27 protein-coding genes are annotated in these 26,490 nt (G+C 63.5%); 23 read left to right on the top strand and 4 right to left on the bottom strand.

Features of this window, described 5'->3' with window-relative positions; all coding sequences use genetic code 11:
- Positions 1–53 precede the first annotated feature (53 nt).
- The 7 genes from CKW06_RS12375 to CKW06_RS12345 are packed head-to-tail and all read left to right on the top strand — an operon-like array spanning position 54 to position 8,759.
- Positions 54–2,012: an FTR1 family protein gene (locus tag CKW06_RS12375; RefSeq protein ID WP_024956868.1), complete on the top strand. Its 1,959-nt coding sequence runs from the start codon at positions 54–56 to the stop codon at positions 2,010–2,012.
- Positions 2,013–2,036: 24 nt separating this feature from the next.
- The gene (locus CKW06_RS12370; RefSeq protein ID WP_005413376.1) at positions 2,037–2,654 is read left to right on the top strand and encodes a cation efflux transmembrane domain-containing protein; all 618 of its coding nucleotides are present in this window, start codon (positions 2,037–2,039) and stop codon (positions 2,652–2,654) included.
- On the top strand, positions 2,651–3,007 hold the full coding sequence (locus CKW06_RS12365; protein ID WP_012480228.1) for a hypothetical protein: 357 nt from the start codon (positions 2,651–2,653) through the stop codon (positions 3,005–3,007). The genes CKW06_RS12370 and CKW06_RS12365 overlap by 4 nt, the downstream gene beginning before the upstream one ends.
- A 55-nt stretch (positions 3,008–3,062) precedes the next feature.
- A complete protein-coding gene (locus tag CKW06_RS12360; protein ID WP_024956869.1) occupies positions 3,063–4,340 on the top strand; it encodes a TolC family protein in 1,278 nt (425 codons plus the stop codon).
- Entirely contained in the window at positions 4,337–5,287 is a 951-nt protein-coding gene (locus tag CKW06_RS12355) for an efflux RND transporter periplasmic adaptor subunit (protein WP_024956870.1), read from the top strand. The genes CKW06_RS12360 and CKW06_RS12355 overlap by 4 nt, the downstream gene beginning before the upstream one ends.
- An 8-nt stretch (positions 5,288–5,295) precedes the next feature.
- Positions 5,296–8,487: an efflux RND transporter permease subunit gene (locus tag CKW06_RS12350; RefSeq protein WP_021201905.1), complete on the top strand. Its 3,192-nt coding sequence runs from the start codon at positions 5,296–5,298 to the stop codon at positions 8,485–8,487.
- Positions 8,484–8,759, top strand: coding sequence for a hypothetical protein (locus CKW06_RS12345; RefSeq protein WP_019184735.1), 276 nt, complete (start codon positions 8,484–8,486; stop codon positions 8,757–8,759). The genes CKW06_RS12350 and CKW06_RS12345 overlap by 4 nt, the downstream gene beginning before the upstream one ends.
- A gap of 15 nt (positions 8,760–8,774) precedes the next feature.
- Here the strand turns inward: CKW06_RS12345 and CKW06_RS12340 are convergent, their stop codons facing one another.
- Together CKW06_RS12340 and CKW06_RS12335 are read right to left on the bottom strand one after the other, a co-directional pair.
- On the bottom strand, positions 8,775–9,872 hold the full coding sequence (locus CKW06_RS12340) for a UvrD-helicase domain-containing protein (RefSeq protein WP_012480224.1): 1,098 nt from the start codon (positions 9,870–9,872) through the stop codon (positions 8,775–8,777).
- Positions 9,850–11,430: an ATP-dependent nuclease gene (locus CKW06_RS12335; RefSeq protein WP_021201904.1), complete on the bottom strand. Its 1,581-nt coding sequence runs from the start codon at positions 11,428–11,430 to the stop codon at positions 9,850–9,852. Before CKW06_RS12335 ends, CKW06_RS12340 begins: the two co-directional genes overlap by 23 nt.
- Positions 11,431–11,704: 274 nt before the next feature.
- On the opposite strand from CKW06_RS12335, the gene CKW06_RS12330 reads away from it, so the two are divergent.
- Positions 11,705–12,757 (top strand): DNA-binding protein, encoded by a 1,053-nt coding sequence (locus CKW06_RS12330; RefSeq protein WP_024956871.1) that lies wholly within the window; start codon positions 11,705–11,707, stop codon positions 12,755–12,757.
- 20 nt (positions 12,758–12,777) lie between these two features.
- Here the strand turns inward: CKW06_RS12330 and CKW06_RS12325 are convergent, their stop codons facing one another.
- Entirely contained in the window at positions 12,778–13,536 is a 759-nt protein-coding gene (locus CKW06_RS12325) for a hypothetical protein (RefSeq protein ID WP_223224790.1), read from the bottom strand.
- 126 nt (positions 13,537–13,662) lie between these two features.
- Between CKW06_RS12325 and CKW06_RS12320 the strand changes: the two genes are divergently transcribed.
- From CKW06_RS12320 to CKW06_RS12260, 13 genes are all read left to right on the top strand, one after another.
- The gene (locus tag CKW06_RS12320; protein WP_050426950.1) at positions 13,663–14,013 is read left to right on the top strand and encodes a helix-turn-helix domain-containing protein; all 351 of its coding nucleotides are present in this window, start codon (positions 13,663–13,665) and stop codon (positions 14,011–14,013) included.
- A 174-nt stretch (positions 14,014–14,187) separates the two neighbouring features.
- Positions 14,188–14,607, top strand: coding sequence for a transcriptional regulator CopL (copL, locus tag CKW06_RS12315; protein ID WP_076738343.1), 420 nt, complete (start codon positions 14,188–14,190; stop codon positions 14,605–14,607).
- Between the two features lie 113 nt (positions 14,608–14,720).
- Positions 14,721–16,589 carry a copper resistance system multicopper oxidase gene (locus tag CKW06_RS12310; RefSeq protein WP_012480217.1) on the top strand — a complete coding sequence of 623 codons (1,869 nt, stop codon included), beginning with the start codon at positions 14,721–14,723 and terminating at the stop codon, positions 16,587–16,589.
- A complete protein-coding gene (locus CKW06_RS12305; protein WP_005413421.1) occupies positions 16,586–17,854 on the top strand; it encodes a copper-binding protein CopB in 1,269 nt (422 codons plus the stop codon). The genes CKW06_RS12310 and CKW06_RS12305 overlap by 4 nt, the downstream gene beginning before the upstream one ends.
- 12 nt (positions 17,855–17,866) lie before the next feature.
- The gene (locus tag CKW06_RS12300) at positions 17,867–18,637 is read left to right on the top strand and encodes a c-type cytochrome (protein ID WP_012480216.1); all 771 of its coding nucleotides are present in this window, start codon (positions 17,867–17,869) and stop codon (positions 18,635–18,637) included.
- 19 nt (positions 18,638–18,656) lie between these two features.
- The gene (locus CKW06_RS12295; protein WP_024957404.1) at positions 18,657–19,166 is read left to right on the top strand and encodes a nuclear transport factor 2 family protein; all 510 of its coding nucleotides are present in this window, start codon (positions 18,657–18,659) and stop codon (positions 19,164–19,166) included.
- A 14-nt stretch (positions 19,167–19,180) separates the two neighbouring features.
- Complete coding sequence (locus CKW06_RS12290) at positions 19,181–19,705, top strand: DUF411 domain-containing protein (RefSeq protein WP_024957403.1); 525 nt, start codon at positions 19,181–19,183, stop codon at positions 19,703–19,705.
- Between the two features lie 70 nt (positions 19,706–19,775).
- Positions 19,776–20,126: a four-helix bundle copper-binding protein gene (locus CKW06_RS12285; protein WP_012480213.1), complete on the top strand. Its 351-nt coding sequence runs from the start codon at positions 19,776–19,778 to the stop codon at positions 20,124–20,126.
- Between the two features lie 178 nt (positions 20,127–20,304).
- The gene (copC, locus tag CKW06_RS12280) at positions 20,305–20,688 is read left to right on the top strand and encodes a copper homeostasis periplasmic binding protein CopC (RefSeq protein WP_005413416.1); all 384 of its coding nucleotides are present in this window, start codon (positions 20,305–20,307) and stop codon (positions 20,686–20,688) included.
- Between the two features lie 10 nt (positions 20,689–20,698).
- Entirely contained in the window at positions 20,699–21,628 is a 930-nt protein-coding gene (gene copD, locus CKW06_RS12275) for a copper homeostasis membrane protein CopD (protein WP_024957402.1), read from the top strand.
- 247 nt (positions 21,629–21,875) lie between these two features.
- The gene (locus CKW06_RS12270) at positions 21,876–24,011 is read left to right on the top strand and encodes a copper-transporting P-type ATPase (RefSeq protein WP_024957401.1); all 2,136 of its coding nucleotides are present in this window, start codon (positions 21,876–21,878) and stop codon (positions 24,009–24,011) included.
- A 28-nt stretch (positions 24,012–24,039) separates the two neighbouring features.
- Positions 24,040–24,315, top strand: coding sequence for a hypothetical protein (locus CKW06_RS12265; protein ID WP_005413412.1), 276 nt, complete (start codon positions 24,040–24,042; stop codon positions 24,313–24,315).
- 74 nt (positions 24,316–24,389) lie between these two features.
- Positions 24,390–24,941 (top strand): DUF305 domain-containing protein, encoded by a 552-nt coding sequence (locus CKW06_RS12260; RefSeq protein WP_024957400.1) that lies wholly within the window; start codon positions 24,390–24,392, stop codon positions 24,939–24,941.
- 29 nt (positions 24,942–24,970) lie between these two features.
- Here CKW06_RS12260 and CKW06_RS24200 read toward each other — a convergent pair whose 3' ends face one another.
- Positions 24,971–25,177 carry an arginase family protein gene (locus tag CKW06_RS24200; RefSeq protein WP_005413410.1) on the bottom strand — a complete coding sequence of 69 codons (207 nt, stop codon included), beginning with the start codon at positions 25,175–25,177 and terminating at the stop codon, positions 24,971–24,973.
- On the opposite strand from CKW06_RS24200, the gene CKW06_RS12250 reads away from it, so the two are divergent.
- Complete coding sequence (locus CKW06_RS12250; protein ID WP_229298439.1) at positions 25,095–25,535, top strand: TonB-dependent receptor; 441 nt, start codon at positions 25,095–25,097, stop codon at positions 25,533–25,535. The genes CKW06_RS24200 and CKW06_RS12250 overlap by 83 nt on opposite strands.
- Positions 25,536–25,561: 26 nt before the next feature.
- Positions 25,562–26,395 carry a DUF4198 domain-containing protein gene (locus CKW06_RS12245; RefSeq protein WP_024957399.1) on the top strand — a complete coding sequence of 278 codons (834 nt, stop codon included), beginning with the start codon at positions 25,562–25,564 and terminating at the stop codon, positions 26,393–26,395.
- The last annotated feature ends 95 nt before the right edge of the window (positions 26,396–26,490 follow it).

The following is a 26,490-nucleotide window of genomic DNA, read 5'->3' as shown; positions in this document are numbered from 1 at the left end:
ACGCTGAACCCGTATCCGCCGCCACTCCGGCCGCGGCGCTGCATGTGACGACCATGCCACTGCCCATCGCCTTGATTCGCTACTGCCTGATTGCCTTGCTGATCGGCTGGGTTCTGCCCGCTTCTGCTCAGGCGGAGCCTGCCGCAGCAGACCTGCGCCAAACCTGGCAGATGCTCGATTACATCGCGGTCGACTACCCCGGCGCGGTCCAGGCCGGTCGCGTAATTGCCCCCAACGAATACGCCGAAATGAGCGAGTTTGCCGGCGCCGTGCGCAGTCAGCTGGCAGCATTGCCCGGTGGCCAGAACCAGCAGGAGCTGACGGCCCAGGCCGACCGCCTGGTCCAGGCGGTGGCAGAGAAGGCCGACCCGGCGCAAGTGGCAACGTTGGCGCGCGGGCTCGGCACGACGCTGTTGGCCCGCTACCCGATCGGCGCTGTTCCGGCGAGCGCGCCGAAGACCTCCCAGGCCGCGACCATCTACAGCCAGCAGTGCGCGGCCTGTCACGGCCCCACAGGTCACGGTGATGGCCCCGCCGCGCAAGCGTTAAGTCCGCCGCCGATCGCGTTCACCGATGCCACTCGCGCCGCGCAGCGAACGCCGCTGTCGTTGTACGAGGTCATTTCCCAGGGTGTGCCGGGTACCGGCATGGTCAGCTTCTCTGGGCTGTCAGAAAGTGATCGCTGGGCGTTGGCATTCTATGTGGGCAGCTTGGGGTACTCCTCGCAAGCCAAGGCTCAAGGTGAGGCGTTATGGCGCACCAGTGCCGAGGCCCATACGCACATTCCCTCGCTCGAAGCGCTGACACGCACGCGAGAGGCCGATCTTGCCACCACGATGCCCGCCGATCAGGCAAACGCGATCATCGCCTACCTGCGTTCGCAGCCACAGGCAGTAAACGAAGCGGTACCAGGAGCCGATCGCTTTGCGGTGGCGCGGCAGCGACTGGCCGCCAGCCAGCGCGCTTACGCTGATGAGGACCTGGCTCAAGCCAAAAAGCTTGCGCTCTCGTCCTATCTGGATGGTGTAGAGCCGCTTGAACCCACGCTGGCCACGCGCAATCCGTCATTGCTGCGAGAGATCGAGACGGCCATGGCAGGCTACCGCGCGCAGCTGGATCAGCATGCGCCCGCGGCTGACGTTGCCGGGCAGGCAGCGCAAATTGCCCAGCTGTTTGATCGCGCGGACGTGGCGCTGCAGGACACCCGAATAGGCGCCAGCACCGCGTTTCTAGGCAGCTTTACCATCTTGGTACGCGAAGGACTGGAAGTGCTGCTGATCGTGATTGGTATCGTGGCGTTCTTGCGTAAAGCCGAGCGGTCTGATGTGTTGCCGTATGTGCATGCGGGTTGGATCTGCGCGTTGTTGGCAGGCGCAGCTACCTGGGCAGTGGCCACTTACTTTGTTGATATCAGCGGTGCGAACCGGGAAGTCACTGAGGGCGTCTCGGCCTTGTTCGCTGCCGCTGTCCTGCTCAGCGTAGGCATCTGGATGCACCAAAAGAGCCTTGCAGGGCGGTGGCAGGAGTACCTGCACGCCAAGCTGACGACTGCGCTGACACGGCGCTCGGCTGTTTTCCTGTTCATGCTGGCCTTTGTCGCGGTGTACCGCGAGGTGTTTGAGACGATCTTGTTCTACATCGCGATGTGGAGCGATCAGGCGTCCACCGCCATCCTCGCAGGCCTGGTGGCGGGAATCGCGGTGTTGGCTGCGGTGGCGTACTGGATGCTGCGCATGAGCAGGCGGCTGCCGATTGGCCGGTTCTTTTCGATCAGCTCGATTCTCATCGCGGTGATGGCGGTCATCCTGATCGGTAAAGGCGTGGCCGCGTTGCAGGAAGCGGGCTGGATCTCTCAAACACCGCTCGCGTTGCCGCGCATCGAGTGGATCGGCCTGTATCCCACCTGGCAGTCGCTGCTGGCGCAGGTATTGGTAGGCACCGCCGCCATCGTGGGGTTCCTCGCCAATGCCCGTTCCGGTGTGCGCAGACAGCCAGGCGCAAACAAGCAATGAAACAACACAGCAGAGGACCAAGACATGAGTGATTGCGGGTGCCACCACGAAGCCAAGAACAAGGAGGAGCGACGCATCCTCTGGATCGCCTTGGTCCTGAATGCAGCGATGGCCGTGATCGGCGGCATTGCCGGCTGGATTGCCCATTCCACCGGGCTGCTGGCTGACGCGCTGGACATGCTGTCTGACGCCACCGCCTATGCCATTGGCCTGGTCGCTATCGGGCGCACGGCGCGCTTCAAGGCCAACGCCGCGTGGGTCAGTGGCAGCGTGCTGCTGGTGCTGGGCGTAGGCGTGCTGGTCGAAGTCGGCCGCCGGGTGATGTACGGCGCCGAGCCGGTCAGCGGTTGGATGATCGGTACCGCTCTGGTCTCGCTGGCCGTGAACCTGAAGGTGCTCCGTATGCTCGCCCCCTTGAAGTCTGGCGAAGTGCATCTGCGAGCGACCTGGCTGTTTACCCGCGCCGATGTGGTGGCCAACGTTGGGGTGATTCTGGCCGGCCTGTTGGTGTGGTGGCTGGCCAGCCCCTACCCGGATTTCGTGATCGGCGCCCTGATCGGCCTGTATGTGATCAAGGAGGCTTTCGAGATCTTGGGTGATGCTCGCCGGGCGCGTGCCGACGCGCGCAAAACGCCTGCATGACAGCGCTTGGCCGGCTGAGCTGTGGCCTGCGCTGGCTGCTGCTGGCGCACTTGGCCGTGGGCCTTGTGACGCAGCCGGTGCTGGCAGTGGTTGGCGAGCTCCATGCTCAAACCCATCTGGCCGCGGCCGACCATGACCCGGCAGTGGCATCACCAGCTTCCGAGCGTGGCGTAGACGCCGCGCTGCACCGGCTACAGCAGCTGGTGCTGTGCTGTAGCCAGGCCGCGCCGGCTCCAGAAATAGTGTTGGCCATTGCTCATATCGGCCGGCATTGGCCGTCGGCGACAGCCCATGCGGACAGATATCGGCATGAGCACCTGCTCGCGCCGTTCCGGCCGCCGATCGCAGGGTGATGCGCGCCGGCGTGCGCCGGATCCCTGTTGGCTATCGAAAATTCTGGAGTACTTCATGCATGTGCGATTGGCGGCCCTGGCCGCGTGGCTACTGTTGAGCGCGGCGGCAACGCCGGCGACAGCAGAAGAGCTGATGACCTTGGACGACGCGTTTGCACGCGTGGCCCAAACCCACCCCGAGCTGCGCCTGGTCGATGCGCGAGCCACGGTGCTCGCTGCCGAGCGCGACCAGGCCGTGCAGCGGCCACCGTGGACGTTGGGGGCGGAGGTTGAAAATGCGCTGGGCACGGGCGCGGCCCGTGGCCTGGACAGCGCGGAGTTGACCTTGAGCCTGAGCTCGGTCCTGGAGCGCGGCGGCAAGCTCGACGCCCGCCGCACCTTGGCCCAAAGCCGGATTGATGCACTGGCCGTGCAGCGCGAGACCGGGCGGCTGGACCTGCTCGCCGAGACGGCGCAGCGCTATTTGGCCGTTGTCGGTGCCGACCGGCAACGCAGCCTGGCGAACATGGATGTCGGCCAGCGCCAGCGGACCGTCGCCGCTGCCCGGCAGCGCCTGCAGGCTGGCGCGTCTCCCGAATCGGTGATGCTCACCGCACAAGCAGCACTGGCGAGAGCAGAATTGACCCGTGATCGGGCCGAGCAGCAGCGCATTGCCGCCCGGCAGCACCTTGCTGCCCTCTGGGGCGAACGTGCTCCGAGCTTCGAGGTGGTCGCGGCGGATCCCATGACCCTGCCGGCGATCGCGTCCATGCAGTCGCTGGCCGAGGAATTGGAGCGCACTCCCGAGTTGGCGCAGTTTGCCGATGCCCGCCGGATCGCGCAGGCACGACTGCAGCTGGCGCGTTCGGCGGCCTCGCCGGACTTGTCGTGGCAGCTGGGCGTGCGCCGCCTGCAGGAGACTGACGACACCGCGCTGGTGGCCAGCCTGTCCATGCCACTGGGCAGCCGCAGCCGCGCGCAGCCGGAGATCCGCGCCGGCGAAGCCGAGCTGGAGGTTCTGACGATCGAGCGCGAGGCCAAGGGCCTGTCGCTGTATTCCACGCTGGTCGAAGCCCATGGTCGCTACACCGTGGCGCAGGCCGAGGTGGCACGGCTGCAAGGCGAGGTGCTGCCGAAGTTGGCCCGGGCTGAGCAGGCCGCCGAGCGCGCCTATCGCGCCGGCGCGATCAGCTACCTGGAATGGGCACAGCTGCAGTCCGAACGCACGGCCATGGCCCAGCAGCAGCTGGACGTGGCGCTCGATGCGCAGCGCGCCCTGATCGAAATTCAACGCCTGACCGGCCAGGCGCTTGTCGCGCCGCCGGCGGCTGCTTCCACCGGAGAGACCCCATGAATCGCTTTTCCTGGACCGCACTGGGCATGGCCCTGATGATGCTGGCCGCCTGCAACGCGTCGGCCCCCAACGAAGCGTCCGAAGGCGGCGCCGCCGCTGAGGGCGAAGAGCACGGCGAGCACGAGGAAGCGCCGCTGGAAACCAAGATTGCCGCCAAAGCTGCGCAGGCAGCGGGTATCCAGGTCGCACCGGCAGGCCCCGGTGAGATTGCTGACGAGCATGAGGTGCAAGGGCTGTTGACCCCGATTGACGGTCGCATCGCGCAGGTCACGGCACGCTTCCCCGGACCGGTCCGCTCCGTGCGTGCGGGCGTGGGTGATCAGGTACGGGCCGGCCAGGCACTGGCCACGGTAGAGAGCAACCTGAGCCTGACCACCTATACCGTCACCGCGCCGATCAGTGGCGTGGTCATGGCGCGCACGGCCGCCGTAGGCATGGCCGCCGCTGAGGGCGCGCCGCTGTTTGAGGTCGCCGACCTGTCCACGCTGTGGGTGGACCTGCACATCTTCGGCGCCGACGCCCAGCACATCGGTGCTGGCGTGCCGGTGACGGTTACCCGCTTGAGCGATGGCGTCACCGCACAGACCACCTTGGAGCGCGTCCTGCCCGGCACCGCCACCGCCAGCCAAAGCACCATTGCGCGCGGCACGGTGGCCAACACCGATGGCCTGTGGCGGCCGGGGTCGGCGGTCAAGGCGCGGGTCACCGTGGATCGCCAATCGGCAGCGTTGGTGGTGCCGATCACGGCGCTGCAGACCGCAGAAGACCAGGACGTGGTCTACGTGCAGCAGGGCGAAACCTACCACACCCGGCCGGTGAAGCTGGGGCGCCGCGACGCCGAACGCGCCGAAGTGCTGGAAGGCCTCAAGGCCGGTGAACAGATGGTGGTGGCCCAAAGCTTCCTGATCAAGGCCGACATCGAAAAGTCCACCGTGGAAGAAGAATGAGGCCCGCCATGCTCGAACGCCTCATTGGGCTGTCCATCCGCCATCGCTGGCTGACGCTAGTGCTCACCGCTGCGCTGGTTGCGCTGGGCGTGTGGAGCTACCGTCACCTTTCCATTGACGCCACACCCGACATCACCAACGTCCAGGTCCAGATCAACACCCAGGCCCCGGGTTACTCGCCGCTGGAGGCCGAACAACGGGTCACCTTTGCCATCGAAACGGCCATGGCCGGTCTGCCCAAGCTGGACTACAGCCGCTCGCTGTCGCGCTACGGGCTTTCGCAGGTCACCGTCGTCTTCAAGGACGGCACCGACCTGTACTTTGCCCGCCAGCAGGTCGCCGAGCGCCTGCAGCAGATCGCCTCCCAGCTTCCCGAAGGGTTGGACCCGGAAATGGGGCCGATCTCCACCGGGTTGGGCGAGATCTTCATGTACACCGTGGAGGCCGAGCCCAACGCTCGCAAGCCCGACGGCACCCCGTACACGGCCACGGACCTGCGCACCCTGCAGGACTGGGTGATCCGGCCGCAGCTGCGCACCACGCCCGGCGTCACCGAGGTCAACACCATCGGCGGCTTCGAGCGGCAGATCCACATCACTCCCGATCCAGCTCAGTTGGTGGCGCTGGGCTTCACGTTGAACGACGTGGTCGCCGCGGTCATGCGCAACAACCAGAACATCGGCGCCGGCTACATCGAGCGCAACGGACAGCAGTTCCTGGTGCGCGTGCCGGGCCAGCTAGCCAATCTGGAGGCAATCGGCAACATCGTGCTGGACCGGCGCGATGGCGTGCCCATTCGGGTGCGCGACGTCGCTAGCGTGGGCGAAGGCAAGGAGCTGCGCACGGGCGCGGCCACCCAGAATGGCCACGAGGTCGTGGTCGGTACCGCCTTCATGTTGTTCGGCGCCAACAGCCGGGAAGTCTCCCAGGCGGCCGCGGCCAAGCTGGATGCCGCCAACGCCAGCCTGCCTGCCGGCGTCCATGCCAAGGCCGTCTATGACCGCACCGCGCTGGTGGATCGCACCATCGGCACGGTGTCCAAGAACCTGATCGAGGGCGCGCTGCTGGTGGTGGTGGTGCTGTTCCTGCTGCTGGGCAATGTGCGCGCCTCGTTGATCACCGCGGCGGTGATCCCGTTGGCGATGCTGTTCACCATCATCGGCATGGTGCGTGGCGGCGTGTCGGGCAACCTGATGAGCCTGGGCGCGCTGGACTTCGGCCTGATCGTGGACGGGGCGGTGATCATCATCGAGAACTGTCTGCGCCGGTTCGGCGAGGCGCAGCACGCGCTGGGCCGCCAGCTCAACGATGAAGAGCGCTATGACCTGACCGCCTCGGCCACCGCCGAGGTGATCCGTCCCAGCCTGTTTGGCCTGGGCATCATCGCCGCGGTCTACCTGCCGATCTTCGCGCTGTCCGGGGTAGAAGGAAAAATGTTCCACCCGATGGCGATCACGGTGGTGCTGGCCCTGACCGGCGCCATGGTGTTGTCGCTGACCTTCGTGCCGGCGGCGATCGCCAGCTTCCTGCGCGGCCGTGTGGCTGAGCACGACAACCGCCTGATGCGCTGGTCGCGTGCCCGTTATACGCCGCTGCTGGATTGGGCCCTGCGTCGGCGCGTGGTGGTGCTGGCCGGCGCGGCCGTGCTGGTGGTGGGCTGTGGCGTGCTGGCCACCCGCTTGGGTTCGGAGTTCGTGCCGAGCCTGGATGAGGGCGACATCACCTTGCAGCCCATGCGTATTCCCGGCACCAGCTTGGAGCAGTCGGTGGCCATGCAGGAAACGCTGGAGAAGCGCCTGGCCCAGTTCCCGGAGGTGGCCAACATCTTCTCAAAGATCGGCACCGCCGAGGTGGCCACCGATCCTATGCCGCCGTCGATGGCCGACACCTTCCTGATGCTCAAGCCCCGCGACCAGTGGCCCGACCCGCGCAAGCCCAAGGCCGAGCTGGTGGAAGAGCTGGAGGCGGCGGCCAAGGAAATCCCGGGCAGCAACTACGAGTTCACCCAGCCCATCCAGATGCGCACCAACGAGTTGATCTCCGGCGTCCGTTCGGACGTGGCGGTCAAGGTCTACGGCGACAACCTTGACCAGTTGACGCGCCTGGCCAGCCGGGTCGAGCGGGTCATGCGTAGCGTCCCCGGCGCCGAAGACGTCAAGGCCGAGCAGGTCTCCGGCCTGCCGCTGCTGACCATCACGCCAGATCCGGCGGCATTGGCACGGTATGGCCTGAACCCGGGCGATGTGCAGGAAACGGTGGCCACCGCCATTGGGGGCAGTGTTGCCGGCCAGTTGATCGAGGGCGACCGCCGCTTCGACCTGGTCGTGCGCCTGCCCGAAGCGCAGCGCCAAGACCCCGCTGTGCTGGCAGATCTGCCCATTCCGCTGCCGGCAAGCACCAGTGTCGATGAGTCCAGCCGTCTGGCCGCCGGCGCCAATGGGGGGCCTCGCACGGTGCCGCTGCGGGAAGTGGCGAAGATCCAGGTAGAGCGCGGGCCCAATCAGATCAACCGCGAGAACGGCAAGCGCCGCGTGGTGATCACCGCCAACGTGCGCGAGCGCGATCTGGGCGGGTTCGTCGGCGAGTTGCGCACACGCATCGGCCAGGATGCCGCGCTTCCAGAGGGCTACTGGATCGATTACGGCGGCACCTTCGAGCAGCTGATCTCGGCCACCCAACGCCTGGGCGTGGTCGTTCCGGTGACACTGGCGTTGATCTTCGCTCTGCTATTCATGGCCTTCGGCTCGGCCAAGGATGCGGCCATTGTGTTCAGTGGCGTGCCGCTGGCGCTGACCGGCGGTGTGCTGGCACTGGCTCTGCGCGGGATTCCGTTGTCGATCTCTGCCGGTGTGGGCTTCATCGCGCTGTCGGGCGTGGCCGTACTCAACGGGCTGGTCATGATCGCCTTCATCCGCCGTCTGCGCGAACAGGGCGATCCGCTAGACGACGCTGTGCGCGACGGCGCCCTTGGACGCCTGCGACCGGTGTTGATGACCGCCCTGGTAGCCTCGCTGGGCTTCCTACCCATGGCCTTGAATGTCGGTGCTGGCTCGGAAGTGCAGCGGCCGCTGGCCACTGTCGTCATCGGCGGCATCGTCTCATCCACCGCATTGACCTTGTTGGTGCTGCCGGTGCTCTATCGTTGGCTGCATCGCGACCGAGCTCCCCGCGCCGGTAGCACTGCTTTGGAGTCCCCATGAACGAGCTCAACCTGGAACAGGTCCGTGCGGCGATGTTTACCGACCCGGGCGTGAAAGCGGTGGACGACCTGCGCCTGGTCGCCGGTGAGCATGGCCGTGCGATCGCGGCCACCATCACGGTCGCGGCGCCCTCGGTCGACCTGGACCTGGTGCATGCTGTGATTGCCCAGGTCCTGGCCGATCAATTCGGCATCGATCAGATCATGCTGTGCTTCAACGACCCGGGCCCGGTACCGCCGCCGCCCACCGCGGCGCCGTTAAAGAAGATGTGATCGCAGCCCCTGGCTCTATGCGTCTGCGCTGGCAGGCGCATAGAGCTGATGACCCGGCAACGCGCACGCGCCGGCATACACAAAGGCCACGCTTTGCCGCGCCCGGGTGAAGGCCACGTAGTATTTCGGCGGCGCGGTGATACGCGCTGCATCGGCCGTGCGCAGGTACTGCGTCAACGGCCCGTTCGGAAAGATGAGGACCCGACTGTAGGTGCGGCCCTTGCACTGCCCAAAGTTCACCGCCGGCAGTCCGTCGCACGCCTGCCGCCGGTCATGCCGGAGCACGGTGGGGGCGAACTCCTGCATGTACGCGGCCACATCCCCTGGAGCGACGAGGTAGATGCCATCGTGTCCGGTGACCTCGCCATTGCCTGATTGGGTCCGCGGCATCTGCGGATAGAGCGTGTCAGCCATATCGCACAGGGCCTGGACGCAGCGCAGACTGGTGAGGCGGTGATCCAGCCGGCATAAGCCGTCGGCCTCCCAAATCTGAAACAGCGCTGCCAGATTCGGACCACGGTATTGGCTGTACCTTTGCGCATAGTTGGTGGCATACGTGGCTTGGCGCGTATCGCCTACCAACGTGATGGCAATCTCGCTCTTCAACAGCCGTTCGACCAGATCCAGATCAAAGCCGGCCAGATCCTGGACTTCGTCGATGTAGAGCTCGTCGTACATCGCCGCCAATCGCGCCACGACCTGGCCTTGGGTCAGCTCATCGCAGCGCACAGCGAAATCGGCCGCTCGGTCCGAATACATCCGGTTGCCCGCCAGGTAGTGGCGCGCCACCTGGGTGCGTGGGGCGCGGTTGTTGGTGACACCTTCTACGAACAGGATGGTCTCGATGCGAGGCTCAGGGCAAAGCGCAGCTTGGTACGGGCGAATGCACTGGCGCAGCAGAAAGCCATACCAGCTGTGCAAGGTGACATGCGCGGGGACCGCGCCTGCGTGGGCCTCAAACGAGCGCCGGATCTCTTCCAGGTTTTCCAGCGTGTAGGTGACAATCGCGATGCGGCGCCCAGGTCGCTCCAAGGCCTGCCGGACCAGCAACGTGGTCTTGCCCGAGCCGGCTGCCGAGAGCAGGACCCGGTTAGGTGATGGCACGCTGGACATAGTCCGGGAACCTGATCGAGTGCGGGCTATTGAAAATCGCCAAGGCCGTATCGGTCTTATGGCCCTTCATGTACTTGAGCAGCGCCACCTCATCGGCAAAGGCCTTGCCCAGCACGGTATTGAGTTCGGCCAGCGAGTTGGCTTTGATCAGCTGCTCTTCCAGCGAAGGGGCGCTCTCGTCGGAATCGTAATAGATCGCGTTGATGTGCTCGGCATAGCGCTCTTGCACAACTGCGATATCACCGTCGTTGTCGGTGATCACCTTGGCCTGAATCCTCAGTCGATCGGCAATCTGCAAGAAGCGTTTGAATGCCAACGACTTGACCGAAATGATGTCTACGCCGTGAGCCATCGGCGCCACGCCGTGATGGTCACTGTAGGCACGCTGCACGATCAGTTCGTCGGAAGGGCCTTCCACCAGGATCGCCTGCTTGGCCAGGATCAACCGCAGCGTGTCGTGGCCCGGCAGCTTCATGAAATAGTCGTGGGTATCGCTGGGCAGCTGGTCCAGCTTCATCTGGCCTTGCGCGCTGAACAGGATCACGTTGTCCACGCCCAGCTTGTTCAACACGAAGCTGCTGTGGGTGGCGATGATCACCTGCTGGGCGGTGGAGAGGGCCGCAATCTTGTCGATCAGCTGGGTCATGCTGGAATAGGACAGATGGTTCTCCGGCTCCTCGATCAGCAGCACGTGAGCCGCGCCGGCCGCGTGCATCGCCAGCTTCATCTTCACCGCGCTTTGCTCGCCCTTGCCGGCCTGGGTGAACGGGAGCTCATCCAGGTAGGGTGACAGGCTGGTTTCCCACGTTGAGCGCGGCGATGTGTCCACGCCTACCGTCAATGCCCTGTGGCTGATGTCCCCGGTGTGCTCGGTCAAGTAGGCATTGATCGCTGCCACATCCGCTTCTTCGGAAAAGCTCTGCCGCATGCGGCGGAAGCTCAGCGACAGCGAGACGCGCTGCGCAGGCGTCAGTGCCTGCTCGATGATGCCGGCGATATAGCGATCGGCACCGGACAAGGTCTTGATGCCGTGCGTGTCGATGATGGTCGAGTCGAACGGAATACTACGGGCGGTGACGCCATTGTTGGCGAAGGAGTACCAGCGCACCGTGTAGTACTCCACCGGCAGGCTGACCGCGCCCTGGTGCTGCTGCAGGTAGGCGTTGAACTCCTCGCGGTAGTCGTCGTTGAGCTCGACCAGCAGCCGGATGCCGGCGGTATCCAGACGCAGGGAGTTGTTGGTGCCGCGTAACGACGCCAGCGCGGCGTCGGCGCCCAAATAGGCTTCGATGGAGATCCGTGGCGGCGAGGCCGGCGTGCCCGTGGCAAGCGCTCCCAAGTACTCCTGCACCATGGGCTGGTGGAACAGGTAGGGCGTGAGCTCGTAGGCAAGATTGCGCCCATGCAGCTGGCCGGTGACCACCGCGTGGATGGCCTCCAGCAGGGTGGATTTACCGACCTCGTTGTCGCCCACCACCAGGTTCATGTGGGCATTGAGGGGCAGGTCCAGATGGCGAAACGACTTGAAGTTGTCGATGACGATACGTTCGATCGGCATGCACAGTCCTTTGATGGCCAACGGGCTCGGTGGCGGAGCCTGCCTGCACCCTGGCTGGCCTCCTTTCCGCTCTGGGCCATACTACCCAGCGATCGCCGGCCCTGGGCGGTTTCGTACTGCTTGGGACGCGGGGAAGGGTCAGAATCCGCCTTACGCGGGATAATTCAATATTATCCCGTATAACTATTTTCGCCGACGAGCGGTCGTCTACCTGCTTTAATAGTATGTAATTACATGGTATGTAATACATTACGAAATAAAGTGAGGTGGCACGATGGCGCGCGCAGGACTCTATAAGAGTGACATCCAGAAGGCGCGCGACGCGCTGCTGGCCCAAGGCAAGAAGCCGTCAGTCGACGCGGTGCGAGTGGCCTTGGGCAACACGGGCTCCAAGACCACGATCCACCGCTACTTGCGTGAACTGGAAGGAGAGGAAGGCGGCGGTCCGGCGAGGACGGTAGCCGTTAGTGATGCTTTGCAGGACTTGGTTGCGCGCTTGGCCTCGCGGCTCCAGGAGGAAGCAGAGGCCATCCTCACCCAGGAGCGTGAGCGCCATCAGGCTGAGCTCCACAGTCGGCAACAGGCGCTTTCCGGTGCCCAAGAGGAGGCTGCCGCCTTGAGCAGTCGGCTGCAGCGCACCGAAGCAAGCCTGCACCAAGAGCAAGCTGCTCACGCCCTCCTTCAACAGAATCTAGGTGACAGGATCGCGGAAATCGCCCAGTTGAACGAGCGCATCGCTGGCATGACGGTGCGGCTGGCTGATCATGAGGCGCATACGCGTTCTCTGGAGGACAAGCATGCCCATGCCCGGGAAGCGCTTGAGCACTACCGCACTTCAACCAAAGAGCAGCGTGAGCAAGAGCTTCGCCGTCACGAGCATCAGGTCCAAGAGCTGCAAGTAGCCTTACGTCAGGCCAATGAAGCCTTGGGCGCGAAGAATCAGGAGCTGTTGGTGCTGAACCGCGACAATGGTCAATGGCTGGAGCGCCACGGGCGGATTGAGCGTGAGCTTGCCCAGCTACGACAGGCCCACGAAGGCCAACACAGCGAGGTCGTGGCGTTGCGCCAGACCGCGACGGACTATTTGGCACTGCAGGAGCGCTGGAAGACTGACGCCAAGACCTTGGATACCATGCGCAACGAGCTAGCTCAAGTTCAAGACACCCTTGCGCGGGAGCGTGAGCGCCGCGAGAGCGCTGAAGCCGATGCGTTGCGTGCCAATGCACGTCTTGAAGCGCTAGAGCCTCTACTGAATCAACTGACGCCAGCACAAAATGCGGTGAAGAAAACTCGGCGCGGCCATGCGCAAGATGGGGGAGCCGACTGACGAGGCTGCTCGTTTGTCTGCTAGCGGCTGGGGTGGCGCTCACCTGTCCAGTACGCCCATTCCATAGGGACGACCCAATCTACAAACAGTTTGGCTACTGAGGACTCCGGTGCCAAATGATAGGGCTTGAACATGCCTTGCTCGGGCGAACTGGTCATCAGGTAGCGCAGGCGCTTCTGGACCTCCTGAAAGATGGCTTCCCGCACATGGGCGCTGTCGTGCACGCCAAGACGCATCGCCACCGAGGCACCTTGGCGTACCGCCGCCCAGCAGCAGTAACGCCACCGCGCGATCGGCAAGCCCCGCGGTCCGGATTGAAAGACGAACCCCACATCACGTGCCCAGCCTGGGTCGAAGTGATGTTTGAGCAATTGCTGCTCCAGAAACTGCTCGGTCTCCCAGAGTGCAAGTTCATCCCACAGCTCCAGTTTCGCGTCCGCCAAGTCTACATCGTGTGCCATATCGCCGAGTTGGTCTTCCAGCACCGGGAGCAGGTGCCTGCGCTCGTGAGTAGACCAGGCGAAAGCCCATTGCAGATCTTCGATGGGCGTGACCTCGGCATCGGGGCGGATCTGCCATCGATCCGCTGGCCAGGGAACTTGGATCAAGGCCAAGTCTCGCAGCGTGTCCAGCACCAGCAAGGTGGAGCGGCGTGTGGGCGCCACCGGTAGGCGTCGTAGCTGCGCGGCTAACAGTGCGGCTAGGAAAAGGGTGCCACGAAGGCCCAACTCCTCGATGCTGGCGACCCCAGATGGCGTCATTGACGAGGTTCCGGGCATGCGGTTTCCGGGGATGAGGGAGCGGCGTGGCTCCTGGGGGGGGGGGGGGCGGCGCTAACGGTGTCGCCGGTTGCCTCAAAGCTAAGAATATCTTAGTATGCAAGGCAGGGTACATCCGCCATCCTTATGGGGTCTCCATGGCGTGCGCGCGTGACTTTGTCCGTCGACTCAACACCGACCTTCGCTCGACGCCTCAAACAAGCCCGCCTGCACACGGGTTTGTCGCAGAAGGAGTTGGGCATCCGGGCCGGTCTGGATCCTCACGTGGCCAGCCCCCGAATCAACCAGTACGAGCGTGGCAAGCACGAGCCCATGCTGGAGATTGCTGAGCGGTTGGCCCAAGCGTTGGGGATCCCCGCCGCCTTCCTTTACACCGACGATGATCTGCTGGCCAAGTTGCTCCTGCGCTGGGGCTCGCTAAGCAAGCAGCAGAAGCGCGAGTTGGTGAAGCTGATCGAGGCCACGCCCGAGAAGTAAACCGAACAAGCGCTCGCCCTATGGGCAACTCTTCGCCTCAACCCGCCCTTTGGGCGCTTCTGGAGGGAGCTGCAGTGTCCGCGGCTAGTGCGACTGACAAGCCGCGACATCTCAGGCTTACTTGAGATTTTGTTCACGACCGATACACACGCGCCTTGTCTAAAGTGATATACCATGTCGCCCGTGTCAGCCTCCTCACTTCTACTGCGACTGTTCCTGATCACCATGCTCGTGCTTAACGGCGCGTGGTCGGCGTTTGCGTCCGTCAGTATGAACCCGGTCATGGAAGAGCAGGCCAGCGAAGTGGCTGCCGCGGTGCAAGTCGACGAAGACTGCTTCGCCCATCACAGTGCTGAGCATCATCCCGATGCCACATCGATTGAAAAGGCTGGCACTGGGCATGGCGACCATGCCGGTCCCGACTGTTGCAAGTCTTCTGCGTGCCGGTGCGCCTGCGTACACGCTTGCGCGAGCGCACTTCCTGCGCGCCTGCATGTTTCGGTGCAACTGGCCTTGGGCCTGGATGTCATGCCGCTGCCCCTAGGGCATGCGGCACCTGCCTTGCCTCATCTGATCCGACCACCGATCGGCTAAGCGTCCCTAGGCGCCGCAATGGCGCCGTTGGTGTGGCTTGCATGCCTGTTTAGGCCAGCCGCCCGCTCTGTACCACCGCCCGCCGGTGGCAACACGACGCTTGGAGCATTTTCATGTCGCATGATGATTTTCGTGGTCCACGCGGTGGACCGCTGCTGCCTTCGCGGCGGCGATTTGTCCAAGGCTTGGCCTTGGGAGGCGCAGTCGCAGGATTAGGTTTCTGGCCCAAAGCCAGTTGGGCGCTCAAGGGGCCGGGACAACCCAACGTACTATCGGGCACTGAGTTTGACCTGACCATTGGCGAGACGCCGATGAACTTCACCGGCAAGACCCGCACCGCGATCACGGTCAACGGGTCCGTTCCGGCGCCGTTGCTGCGGTGGCGGGAAGGCACCACGGTCAACTTGCGCGTCTCTAATGCATTGCCCGCTAACTCCATCCATGGCGCGGACACCTCCATCCATTGGCACGGCATCATTTTGCCGGCCAACATGGACGGCGTGCCGGGTCTGAGCTTTGACGGTATCGGACGTGGTGAGACCTACCACTACCGGTTCACCCTGCATCAGGGCGGAACCTACTGGTACCACAGCCACTCAGGGTTCCAGGAACAAGCCGGGCTCTATGGCCCGATCGTCATCGACCCATTGGAGCCGGAGCCCTTCAGTTTCGATCGCGACTACGTCGTGATGCTGAGCGATTGGACAGACCTGGACCCGACGGCCCTGTTCGATCGTTTGAAGAAGATGCCGGGCCATGACAATTACTACAAGCGCACGGTCGGCGATTTTGCGCGCGATGTGAAGCGCAACGGCCTGTCGGCCACGTTGGAAGATCGCAAGATGTGGGGCGTGATGCGGATGACGCCCACGGACCTGTCCGACGTCAACGCCAACACCTACACCTACCTGATGAACGGCACGACCTCACTGGGCAACTGGACCGGTTTGTTCCGCAGTGGCGAGAAGGTGCGCCTGCGTTTCATCAATGGCTCTGCCATGACGTACTTCGATGTGCGTATTCCGGGGCTGAAGATGACCGTGGTGGCGGCAGATGGCTTGTATGTCCATCCGGTTTCCGTCGACGAGTTCCGCATCGCGGTAGCAGAAACCTTCGATGTGATCGTGGAGCCCTCCGGGCAGGACGCATTCACCATCTTTGCCCAAGACTCCGGTCGCACCGGCTACATCAGCGGCACGCTCGCTGTGCGCGAAGGATTACGCGCGCCCGTTCCGTCTGTGGATCCCCGGCCGCTGCTGACGATGGCAGACATGGGCATGGATCATGGGTCGATGGATATGTCTGGCGGCAGCAAGGGCATGGAAGGCGGCTGTGGTGCGGCCATGGGCATGCCTGGCATGACCCCACCTGTCAGCGGTAACGCGACCTCGGCCCATGCAGGCCATGCGATGCCCGCCGCCGGCGATGGTGCCATGGCAGGCATGCAGCACGGGGGCATGCAATCACACCCTGCTAGCGAGACCAACAATCCCCTGTTGGACAACCAAGCCATGAGCGTGAGTTCGCGCTTGGATGATCCGGGCAATGGCCTGCGCGATAACGGCCGTCATGTGCTGACGTATTCCATGCTCAAGAGCACCTTTGAAGACCCTGACGGACGCGACCCCGGTCGCGAGATCGAGCTGCATCTGACCGGACACATGGAGAAATTCTCCTGGGGCTTCAACGGTCAGAAGTTTTCCGATGTCGAGCCGCTGCGGCTGAACTACGGCGAGCGTATGCGCATCGTATTGGTTAACGACACGATGATGACCCATCCCATCCATTTGCACGGCATGTGGAGTGACGTGGAGGACGACAACGGCAACTTCATGGTGCGCAAGCACACGGTGGATATGCCGCCAGGTAGCCGACGCACGTATCGCGTGCGTGCCGATGCGTTGGGCAGCTGGGCGTTCCATTGCCACCTGCTTTATCACATGGAAGCCGGAATGATGCGCACGGTGAGGGTCGACGAATGAACATCAATAGACGCGATACCACCCTGACTGCGCTGACGGCTATCTCGCTGGCCCTGGCCAATGCGGCCAGCGCCCAATCTATGCAGCACGGCTCCATGCAGATGGAGCAGGGCGCGCAGACCCAGACTCAGGATCACTCTGCACATCAGGCACCGACATCAAAACCTGCGCCAGCCCAAAAGCCTGCAACACCGGCCAAGACGAGCGAAGCGACGATCGATCATGCGGCGATGGGCCACGCCGAGCCGCAGGCTAACGCAGCCGAGCCTGCCATGCAGGGCATGGACCATTCGCAGATGGGGCACGGCTCGCCCGCGAGCACACCTGCGGCGCCCACAGCGCAGGCGCAGTCGATGCAGGGCATGGATCACAGTCAGATGGCACAGCCCGCTGCAGCCGACACCTCCGGCACGGCCACGCCTGCGATGCAGGGGATGGACCATTCGCAGATGGGCCATGATTCGCCCGCGCCCGCTACACCAGAAGCGGGAATGCAATCGATGGAGGGCATGGACCACAGTCAGATGGGACACGGGCCTGCAGCGCCAACGCAGCCGCGCACCCCGATTCCCGCGGTGACGGACGCGGATCGCAAGGCGGCCATCGCGCCGGAACACGCGCATCCGGTGCATGACAACTCGATCAAGAGCTACGTGCTGCTCAATCGCCTGGAAACCTGGGATGCCGATCCGGGCACCGGGCTGGGCTGGGAGGGCCAGGGCTGGATCGGTACGGACCTCAATCGCGTCTGGCTCCGCAGTGAAGGCGAACGCACGGATGGTCAGACCGAGTCGGCTGATCTGGAAGTGCTTTACGGCCGCAGTATCTCCACGTGGTGGGATGTGGTGGCCGGTGTGCGGCATGACTTCAAGCCTGGGGCATCGCAGAACTTCGCCGCTATCGGTGTGCAGGGCTTGGCGCCGATGAAGTTCGAAGTGTCCGCCACAGCCTATCTCGGCGAAGGGGGCCAGACTGCCGCCAATGTCGAGGCCGAGTACGAATTGCTGCTAACCAACCGGCTGATCTTGCAGCCGCTGGTGGAAGTCACCGCCTATGGCAAGAACGATCCATTGCGCGGGATAGGTTCGGGTCTGAGTGCCGCTGAGGCGGGGCTACGACTTCGCTATGAGTTCACCCGAAAGTTCGCTCCCTACATCGGCGTGGTGTACGAGCGCGCGTTTGGCAATACCGCAGACATGCGACGCGAGCATGGCGAGTCCTTTGAAGACACGCGCTTGGTTATCGGCCTTCGTACCTGGTTCTAAGGGGAACTGACAATGAAATCCAACAAAAAGATGTGGGTATGGCTCGGTGCCGGCGTGGCATTGGTTGCGGTGGTCGCAACCGCCACGGTCTCTCTGGGCGTGTACAACGTGGCCGCCGACGATCCGCATAGTCGCCCGGTGTATGCGCTACTTGAAACGGCGCGCGAGCGTTCCATTGAGGTGCGCGCCGCCAAGCTTCAGCTACCCACGAACCTTGATGATCCTGAGCGTATCCGCCAGGGTGCGGGCAACTACAACGCCATGTGCGTGACCTGCCATCTTTCACCAGACGCGGCGGCCACCGAGATGAGCAAGGGCCTGTACCCCGCGCCACCGAACCTAAGCAAACAGCCGGTCGCTCCAGCTGAGGCGTTCTGGGTGATCAAGCACGGCATCAAGGCCAGCGGCATGCCCGCTTGGGGCGGCAGCATGGACGATGAGTTCATATGGAACATGTCGGCCTTCCTGCAGAAGTTGCCCACGCTGGACGCGACTGCGTACAAGGAACTTGTCGACAGCAGCGAGGGCCATTCGCATGGCGGCGGCGAGACGCAAGGCCACCATGACGACGAAAAGGCCGAGGATCACCCTGCCTTATTCGAGCCGGGCAACAACTCCATGCCGCATGCGCACCCGCCGGGCGTGGACGACGATCACCACGGCCCGACACCCAGCGACACGGAAGTCGGGTTGGTGAGCCACGGCCATCCCGACGGCAAGGTGGAGTCGCACCCTGCACCACACACGCCCGTGGCCGATGACGGCCATGCGCACACCCATTGATCTCCTTGGAGCCCACGCAATGAACGCAACAGCAATCTCGTTCACCCTCGCACTGGCACTGGCCGTCGTGTCCCCCGCAATGGCGCAGGCGACACAGCCGCACGCACATCACCCCGCTGCCGCGGCATCTGCGGACGTCGACGTCCCAGTCACTGCAGAGGCCGCGGTCGCCGTAGCGGAGCGTTTCAACAGGGCCCTGTCTAGCGGCGATCTGGCCACGGTCGAAGCCCTGCTCGCTGCCGACGTTCTCATCCTCGAGTCCGGGGGCGCCGAACGCAGCCGCGAGGAATACATGGGCCATCACGCAGTCAGCGATGCGGCGTTCCTCAAGGGCGCCCATCGCCAGCTGCTCCATCAGCGCGCACGAGCCGCTGGCGAGTTCGCGTGGGTCGGAACCGAAAGCGAGTTGCATGCCCAGAAGGACGGCCAGCCACTGACCGTCCAGAGCGACGAGACGATGGTGCTGAAGGAGACCGCGGACGGCTGGCGGATCGTCCACATCCACTGGTCCTCGCGGACCAAGCGCTGAGTCGAGAGATTGAAATGACTACGCTCACATTGCACCGTCTGACTTTTGTGGTCCTTGCCGTGGCTGGTCTGGGTGCTTGCACCCAGGATGCTTCATCCGCGCAACCCACAACCTCGCCCTCCGCACAGGTTGTCGTCCAATCAGCGGACGCGACTCCAGCAGCCCTGCCACGCATGACCGTCCACAAGACCCCGACCTGCGGGTGCTGCGGTGTCTGGATCGACCACGTGCAGAAGGCGGGATTCACCGTGGATGCGCACGACATGGATGACCTGGGTCTGGTCAAGGAGCGGTTGGGTGTCCCCTATGCAAAGGGCTCCTGCCACACGGCCGAGATCGGCGGATACGTCATCGAAGGCCACGTTCCGGCCGCGGACATCAAGCGTCTCCTCGAAGAAAAGCCGAACGCACGCGGCCTGGTCCTCCCAGGGATGCCGCTTGGTTCTCCGGGCATGGAGGTCCCGGAGGGACGCCAGCAGCCGTTCACGGTCGAGCTGATCCATCGCGACGGAACCACTGAACCGTTCGCACAGCACTGATCCGTCGCAGCAACAGGGGACGGTGTTGCGGGCGCGCCGATTCTCGCCCGCGAGGAAGAAGGAGAACTACATGACTCACCATTCCGCAGCACACCGGCCCCAGGCCATGAACGAGTGCATCGACAACTGCACGCAATGCCATGCGATCTGCCTGGAGACCATCAACTACTGCCTGACCAAAGGAGGTGTTCACGCGGCCCCGGAGCACATCGCCCTGTTGGCGACGTGTGCCGATACCTGCGCAACCAGTGCCGACGCGATGCTGCGCGGTGCCAGCGTTCACGACGTGGTTTGCGGTGCCTGCGCGGAGATCTGCCGCCAGTGCGCCGATGCATGCGACGCCATGAACGACCCTGAGATGACGCGCTGCGCCGAAGTTTGTCGCCGCTGCGCGGAAAGCTGCAGCGCCATGGCAGCGTAATGCGTCGAGGATCCCGCCTGAGCCGGTGGGATCCTCGTCTCGCGAAAGCGGAAGTATCAAGAAAATCCGACAAATCGTGGTTTCAGTGACAGTCCGACATCTAACGCTTGTCGCATCGAACACAGCGCGGCCCCTCCCGAACGGGCTCTGCATCACATTCCAATGAGGATTTATCCATATGAAGTCGTCCAACGTCATTCGCTCCTTCGCGCTCGTCCTCGCAATCGCGGCCGGGCAGTTTTCGCTGCAGGTCGCGCACGCCCACGCCGCGCTGCAGCAGTCCACACCGGCGGCAAATGCGGTGGTGGCCTCGCCAGGCCAGATCGATCTCGTGTTCAACGAGACATTGATTCCGCGGGCGTCGCGTCTCAAGTTGCTCATGAAGCACGGCAGTTCCACCATGCCGATCGAGAATTTCACGACCGAGATCGTCAACAACGGCAAGACCCTGCGTGCCAAGTTGCCTGGACCGCTGGCTCCGGGCGTCTATACCGTGGAATACCGCGCCGTCGGTGGTGACAACCACCCCATGCCGGGCAGCTTCAGCTTCACGGTGCGCTGAGGAGTCGCGAATGTTCGACCTGTCGGCTTATGCACTGAGATTCTTGGAATACCTTGTCATCATGGTTCTTTTCGGGGTTCCACTCTTCGGTTGGTACGGGTCGCGTCGATCGGCACTCGCCGACGCCTTGGCCGGGTGGTCACTCATGGGCGTTCTATTGGCGGGTGCCGTAGCCGGTCTCGTGCTCACCGGGCTCGATGTCGTCTTCAAGACCGCGGGCATCATGGGAATGCCGCTTGCCGAGGTTGATCGCGCATCGCTTGGCTGGTATCTGCTCGAGACGTCCGGGGGCCGGGCAGCCATGGCGAGAGGCGCGCTGCTGGTCGCCCTGATGTTCGTGCTCGGATGGCATCGTCGCCGCGGGAAGGTGGAGACCGCCTTCCCGCTGGGGGCGATGCTGGCGGGCGGCGCACTCGCTTCGCTGGCATGGAACGGCCACGCCGCCGCTGGCGAGGGCTTGGCAGGCGCGGTCCGGCTTGCTGCAGGCATCGTCCATCTTCTCGCGGCAGGCGGCTGGATCGCAGCGGTCCTGATGTTCCTTGCCATGCTGCTGCGCGGCAAAGAGACGAACGGCAGCGGGCGTCTGCGATCAACGCATGACTTTCTGCATGGTTTTTCGACGCTGGGAACGATCTTCGTTGGTGCGCTCATCGTGTCCGGCATCGCGCACTACGGGGATCTCACCGCGTGGTCGTTTTCGGCCCTGTTCCAGAGCACCTACGGGAAGTTGCTGCTTTTCAAACTGGCCCTGTTCGCTGGAATGCTGGGTTTGGGAGCGCTGCACCGATGGACGCTGGTGCCGCGCTTGGAACGAGCGCTGACCAGCGGAGATCCCGCGCAGGAGGTGCGGGCTTTGCGGCAGAGTGTTACGGCTGAGGCCGCGCTGGCCATCTTGATCCTGATTGTTGTTTCAGTGCTCGGGACGCTCAGCCCCGAATAGCTGTGTAACCCGCAATGGCACACTGCCTTGGCAGTCCATCCCCACTAAAGCGAGCATCGGCATGAACTCACCGTCGTCCCATGACCATCACCATTCTGCAGGCGCAGCCCCTGTCGAGGCTGCGGATGGACGGGTCATCACCAATCCCGTCCGCTATACGGACGATGCTCCCCAGCAAGTTGAAGTGACCGCCCCAGCAGCGGTGGCCCAACCCAGCGGTACCCACGCCACGGTCTACACCTGCCCGATGCATCCGCAGATTCGTCAGCCAGGTCCCGGCACCTGTCCGATCTGCGGCATGGCGCTGGAGCCGGAGATGCCCTCGCTGGAGGAGGACGACAATCCAGAGTTACGCGATTTCACCCGAAGGTTCTGGTGGACGTTGCCTTTGACGTTGATCGTCCTGGTCTTGGCCATGCTGGGACACCGTCTGCCCGGCTTGTCCACGCAGGCGCGCACCTGGATTGAGCTCGTGCTGAGCGCCCCGGTGGTGCTCTGGGCGGGGTGGCCTTTCTTTGAGCGCTGCCTACAGTCCATCGGCAATCGCAGCCCCAACATGTGGACGCTGATCGGCATCGGCGTGGCCGCCGCGTTTGGCTACAGCGTGGTGGCCACCGTGGCACCGGACCTGTTTCCGGACTCTTTCCGCGAGCATGGACGGGTAGGGGTCTACTTCGAGGCGGCAGCGGTCATCGTCTCGCTCACCCTGCTCGGACAGCTGCTGGAACTGCGGGCGCGTTCCAAAACCTCGGCGGCCATCAAGTCCCTGCTGGGATTGGCGCCCAAGACGGCTCGCCGCGTCAAACCCGATGGGGGCGAAGAGGACGTTGCGCTGGATCACGTGCACGTGGGTGATCTGCTTCGCGTACGACCGGGCGAGAAGGTGCCGGTCGATGGGGAAGTCATCGAAGGCCGCGCCAGTGTCGATGAGTCGATGCTGACCGGTGAACCCATTCCGGTGGAGAAGGCTGTCGGTGATCACGTTATAGGCGCCACGCTCAACGGGACGGGCGCCTTAGTCATCCGGGCGGACAAAGTCGGATCCGGGACGGTACTGGCGCAGATTGTGCAGTTGGTAGCCCAAGCCCAGCGCTCCCGCGCGCCGATGCAGCGTATGGCGGACAAGGTGGCGTACTGGTTTGTCCTGGCCGTGCTGGCCACGGCGGTGCTCACGTTCTTCGGATGGGGTCTGTTTGGACCCGAACCGTCCTGGACCTTTGCCGTCCTCAATGCCGTATCGGTTCTGATCATTGCTTGCCCGTGTGCCTTGGGTTTGGCTACCCCCATGTCGATCATGGTCGCCACTGGCCGCGCTGCGCAGGTCGGGGTCCTGTTCCGCGATGCTCAGGCGATCGAGCAGCTACGTCTGATCGACACGTTGATCGTGGACAAGACCGGTACGTTGACCGAGGGGCGTCCAGCCTTTCGCGACACGCTCTCCAACGCCGGCTTCGACGCCGATCAGATCCTTTGTTTGGCCGGCAGCTTGGAGCAGGGCAGTGAGCACCCCTTGGCCGAGGCCATCGTGGCTGAAGCCCAGCGACGTGGCTTGAACCTGGTGGCCGCCCAAGATTTTGATTCGCTCACCGGCCAAGGCGTCCGCGGGCGCGTGTCCGATCAGGATGTCGTGCTCGGCAACCAAAGCCTGATGGCGTCGGTTGGCGCCGATGTAGCACCTTTGCAAAGCAGCGCCGAGCGTCTTCGGAAAGAAGGCGCTAGCGTGATGTTCCTGGCGGTCAATGGTCGGTTGGCCGGCGCCATTGCGGTGGCTGATCCCATCAAAGCCACGACCTTGCCTGCCTTGAACCTGCTACGTGCCGATGGCCTGCACGTGGTGATGGCCTCCGGTGACGCACAGGCGACGGCCGAGGCCGTGGGGCGCACGCTGGGCATCGAGGATGTGCGTGGTGGCGTCAAGCCGCAGGACAAGGCCGACCTGGTCCAGCAACTCAAAGCCCAGGGTCGTCGCGTGGCCATGGCTGGCGATGGCATCAACGATGCGCCGGCCCTGGCGGCAGCCGATGTGGGCATCGCGATGGGGACGGGCACGGATGTGGCCATGTCCAGCGCCCAGCTCACCCTGGTCAAGGGTGATTTGAGGCGCATCGTGCAAGCCCGTGCCATCTCGTCTTTGACGGTGGCCAATATGAAGCAGAACCTGGGCTTCGCCTTCGTCTACAACGCCATCGGCGTGCCTATCGCCGCCGGCTTGCTGTATCCCAGCTTCGGCCTTTTGCTCAGTCCGATGATGGCGGCCCTGGCCATGAGCCTGAGCTCGGTTTCGGTGGTCACCAATGCCCTGCGTTTGTCCGGCTCCACCGTTGTTGCCACCCCCCACCCTGACCGCGCCGATGAGCCTGCGCGCGGCCATTCCTGTCACTGATGGCTCATATCCCACAAGGAGTACTGCAATGAAGCGTTATGCCTCCCTCTCGATGATGGCCTTGTTCCTGATGGCGGGCGCGGCCTTCGCCGGCGGCCAGACCACCACGCCCACCACCGACCACGGTCAGCACAAGCCGGCGGCGGCCGATGCCGATTTCACCAAGCTCGATGCCAACAAGGACGGCTCGCTGTCCAAGGAAGAACTGGCCAAGCACAAGCTGGCGCCGCACTTTGGCATGCTCGATAGCAACAAAGATGGCAAGCTGAGCCCGCAGGAATTCGCTGCCGGCAAGGGTATGTAAGTGTTCTCAGCCCGGGAGCTCTTCCAACAGTTCCCGGGTTCTTCCGCCGTTCTGCCATTCCCACGGAGATTGTTATGTCCTCTTCGCACGGTACGCACGAAAACGCGCAAGACCCGCAGTCCCAGCACGCAAAACCGCACGCCTCACACCAACCTGCCCACCAGGCACAACAAGGGCATCAAGGCCATTACGGCCGCCTGTTGTTGATGATGGGCCTGTCTTTCGTGGCCATGTACGCATTGATGTACGCAATGGTCGATCAGTGGGCTAACGTCTATACCAACGTGAACCAGTTCTACATGGCGGGCCTGATGGCCGCTCCCATGCTGCTGATCGAGCTGTGGCTAATGTCCAGCATGTACCCCGATCGCCGACGCAATCTGATTCTGGCTGGTCTGACGGTGGCGTTCATGCTGTTCTGCTGGTGGGGCATTCGCACTCAAGCAGCGGTCACTGACAAGCAGTTCATCCGTTCGATGATTCCCCACCACGCTGGCGCCATCCTGATGTGTGAGGAGAATCGTCTGAAGGATCCTGAGTTGGTGAAGCTCTGCCAGGACATTATTACCTCGCAGACACAGGAGATCGCGCAAATGAAGCAGTTGCTGGCTGAGCGTTCCCATTAGCTCACTGCCTTTTGCCAGCCGATATCACTTCACTGAGCCTGCGCACTGACCATTCGGTGGATCAAACGCGCGGCCACACGTGCGGTGGCTTGATCCGGATCCAGGGGCGGACACAGTTCCGCCACGTCGACCACACGTACCTTGCCCGAGGCCATGACCAGATCCAGCAGGGCTTCCAGGACCTCCAGACTCACCCCGCGTGGGTTGGGGGCGCTCACGCCCGGGGCCACCACCATTGAGTACGCCGGCAAGATCACCAGCGGCTTGGGTAGCTACACCCAGTGGCGTGGCTTGGGCTCACTGCGTATGGGCAAGAACCGTTGGACCGGCGTCTATTCGGCGCAGTACATCGGCAGCGCGGACGACATCATCGCCGTGCCCGACACGATCGGCTCGCATGTGTCCAGCGTGGTGTACCACAGCCTGCAACTGAGCTACGGCATCAAGAAGAAATGGGATATCTCCGCCGGCGTTGAAAAAGTGCTCGATAAGAAGGCGCCGTTCGTGAAGAACAACCCCAACACCGACACCGACACCATGACGTACGACTTGCTGGGTCGTCGCTGGAACGTCCGCTTTGGTTACCACTGGTAAGCCACGATCACGAGGAGCTACACATCATGAGAAACACGCAACTATCCGCCACACTACTGCTGTTCGCTGTGGCCGGCAGTGCCGGTGCGCACGACCTGTTTGTCGCTTTCTCCAAGCCTGGCACCGCAGCGGGCGAGGCGAACACAGCGTTGGTGAACAATGGCACCTTCGATGAAAGTGCAGGTGCAGTCACCCGAGCCCGTCTACAGGACGTTTCGCTGAGTCAGGGCGGCGCTAAGGCTGCACCGGACTTGGCCAGTTGGAAAGAGGTCGGCAAGCAGAGCCAGCTCACCGTGCATCCGGCGGGCGAGGGCACCTATCTGCTGGGGGTCTCGACGATGGCCTCCACCAGCACGCGTACGGCCAGCGAGTTCGGCAAGTACCTGGAGTTGGAAGACTTGCCCGATACCCTGGCCACCTATGATGCGAGCAAGTTTCCCAAAGGGGTCACCTATAGCTATACCAAGCATGCTCGTACCATTGGACAGGTGGGCACAAAACTGACCGACGATTTCGCTGCCTCGCTGGGCTATCCGCTGGAGATCCGCTTGGCCCGCAATCCTGGAAGCGTGAAGGTCGGCAAACAGCTGTCGTTCCAGGTGCTGCAGCAGGGCACGCCAGTGCCCAACCTACGCGTGTACGTCGGTCATCGTGCTGACGCACCGGTCAAGGGTGGGCACGGTAGCGCTACGCTCCTGCGCACCGATGCCCAAGGCCAAGCCAGTTTCCAGGTGACCACCGCCAAGACCTGGTACATCCACACCAATCACATGGTGCCCTCTACACAAAAGGGTTTGGATTTTGTGTCGGATCGGGCGTCGCTGAGCTTTGAGATTTCCCCGCACGCCGGGCACTCATAAGTAAGCATGTAGGCGGTACTCTCCCCTTTGACGCCAGTCATGACTTCTTCCATGACTGGCGTCTTTTTGTGGGGACTTACCTCAAGTGCTCAGTC

The organism is Stenotrophomonas maltophilia, from assembly GCF_900186865.1.
GTDB classification, from domain to species: domain Bacteria; phylum Pseudomonadota; class Gammaproteobacteria; order Xanthomonadales; family Xanthomonadaceae; genus Stenotrophomonas; species Stenotrophomonas maltophilia.
Note: the sequence above shows the minus strand (reverse complement) of the source record. Positions and strands in the feature narration are given on the sequence as shown.

Excerpts from the sequence above, each read along its gene's own strand:
- copC (WP_005413416.1), top strand. The coding sequence starts at position 20,305 with ATGAAGTCGTCCAACGTCATTCGCTCCTTCGCGCTCGTCCTCGCAATC.
- CKW06_RS12265 (WP_005413412.1), top strand. The coding sequence starts at position 24,040 with ATGAAGCGTTATGCCTCCCTCTCGATGATGGCCTTGTTCCTGATGGCG.
- CKW06_RS12345 (WP_019184735.1), top strand. The coding sequence starts at position 8,484 with ATGAACGAGCTCAACCTGGAACAGGTCCGTGCGGCGATGTTTACCGAC.
- CKW06_RS24200 (WP_005413410.1), bottom strand. The coding sequence starts at position 25,177 with ATGGTGGTGGCCCCGGGCGTGAGCGCCCCCAACCCACGCGGGGTGAGT.
- CKW06_RS12335 (WP_021201904.1), bottom strand. The coding sequence starts at position 11,430 with ATGCCGATCGAACGTATCGTCATCGACAACTTCAAGTCGTTTCGCCAT.
- CKW06_RS12290 (WP_024957403.1), top strand. The coding sequence starts at position 19,181 with ATGACTACGCTCACATTGCACCGTCTGACTTTTGTGGTCCTTGCCGTG.
- CKW06_RS12260 (WP_024957400.1), top strand. The coding sequence starts at position 24,390 with ATGTCCTCTTCGCACGGTACGCACGAAAACGCGCAAGACCCGCAGTCC.
- CKW06_RS12250 (WP_229298439.1), top strand. The coding sequence starts at position 25,095 with ATGACCAGATCCAGCAGGGCTTCCAGGACCTCCAGACTCACCCCGCGT.
- CKW06_RS12295 (WP_024957404.1), top strand. The coding sequence starts at position 18,657 with ATGAACGCAACAGCAATCTCGTTCACCCTCGCACTGGCACTGGCCGTC.
- CKW06_RS12245 (WP_024957399.1), top strand. The coding sequence starts at position 25,562 with ATGAGAAACACGCAACTATCCGCCACACTACTGCTGTTCGCTGTGGCC.
- CKW06_RS12325 (WP_223224790.1), bottom strand. The coding sequence starts at position 13,536 with ATGCCCGGAACCTCGTCAATGACGCCATCTGGGGTCGCCAGCATCGAG.
- CKW06_RS12300 (WP_012480216.1), top strand. The coding sequence starts at position 17,867 with ATGAAATCCAACAAAAAGATGTGGGTATGGCTCGGTGCCGGCGTGGCA.
- copD (WP_024957402.1), top strand. The coding sequence starts at position 20,699 with ATGTTCGACCTGTCGGCTTATGCACTGAGATTCTTGGAATACCTTGTC.
- CKW06_RS12330 (WP_024956871.1), top strand. The coding sequence starts at position 11,705 with ATGGCGCGCGCAGGACTCTATAAGAGTGACATCCAGAAGGCGCGCGAC.
- CKW06_RS12310 (WP_012480217.1), top strand. The coding sequence starts at position 14,721 with ATGTCGCATGATGATTTTCGTGGTCCACGCGGTGGACCGCTGCTGCCT.
- CKW06_RS12360 (WP_024956869.1), top strand. The coding sequence starts at position 3,063 with ATGCATGTGCGATTGGCGGCCCTGGCCGCGTGGCTACTGTTGAGCGCG.
- CKW06_RS12340 (WP_012480224.1), bottom strand. The coding sequence starts at position 9,872 with ATGTCCAGCGTGCCATCACCTAACCGGGTCCTGCTCTCGGCAGCCGGC.
- CKW06_RS12305 (WP_005413421.1), top strand. The coding sequence starts at position 16,586 with ATGAACATCAATAGACGCGATACCACCCTGACTGCGCTGACGGCTATC.
- CKW06_RS12370 (WP_005413376.1), top strand. The coding sequence starts at position 2,037 with ATGAGTGATTGCGGGTGCCACCACGAAGCCAAGAACAAGGAGGAGCGA.
- CKW06_RS12270 (WP_024957401.1), top strand. The coding sequence starts at position 21,876 with ATGCATCCGCAGATTCGTCAGCCAGGTCCCGGCACCTGTCCGATCTGC.
- copL (WP_076738343.1), top strand. The coding sequence starts at position 14,188 with ATGTCGCCCGTGTCAGCCTCCTCACTTCTACTGCGACTGTTCCTGATC.
- CKW06_RS12355 (WP_024956870.1), top strand. The coding sequence starts at position 4,337 with ATGAATCGCTTTTCCTGGACCGCACTGGGCATGGCCCTGATGATGCTG.
- CKW06_RS12320 (WP_050426950.1), top strand. The coding sequence starts at position 13,663 with ATGGGGTCTCCATGGCGTGCGCGCGTGACTTTGTCCGTCGACTCAACA.
- CKW06_RS12350 (WP_021201905.1), top strand. The coding sequence starts at position 5,296 with ATGCTCGAACGCCTCATTGGGCTGTCCATCCGCCATCGCTGGCTGACG.
- CKW06_RS12365 (WP_012480228.1), top strand. The coding sequence starts at position 2,651 with ATGACAGCGCTTGGCCGGCTGAGCTGTGGCCTGCGCTGGCTGCTGCTG.
- CKW06_RS12285 (WP_012480213.1), top strand. The coding sequence starts at position 19,776 with ATGACTCACCATTCCGCAGCACACCGGCCCCAGGCCATGAACGAGTGC.
- CKW06_RS12375 (WP_024956868.1), top strand. The coding sequence starts at position 54 with ATGCCACTGCCCATCGCCTTGATTCGCTACTGCCTGATTGCCTTGCTG.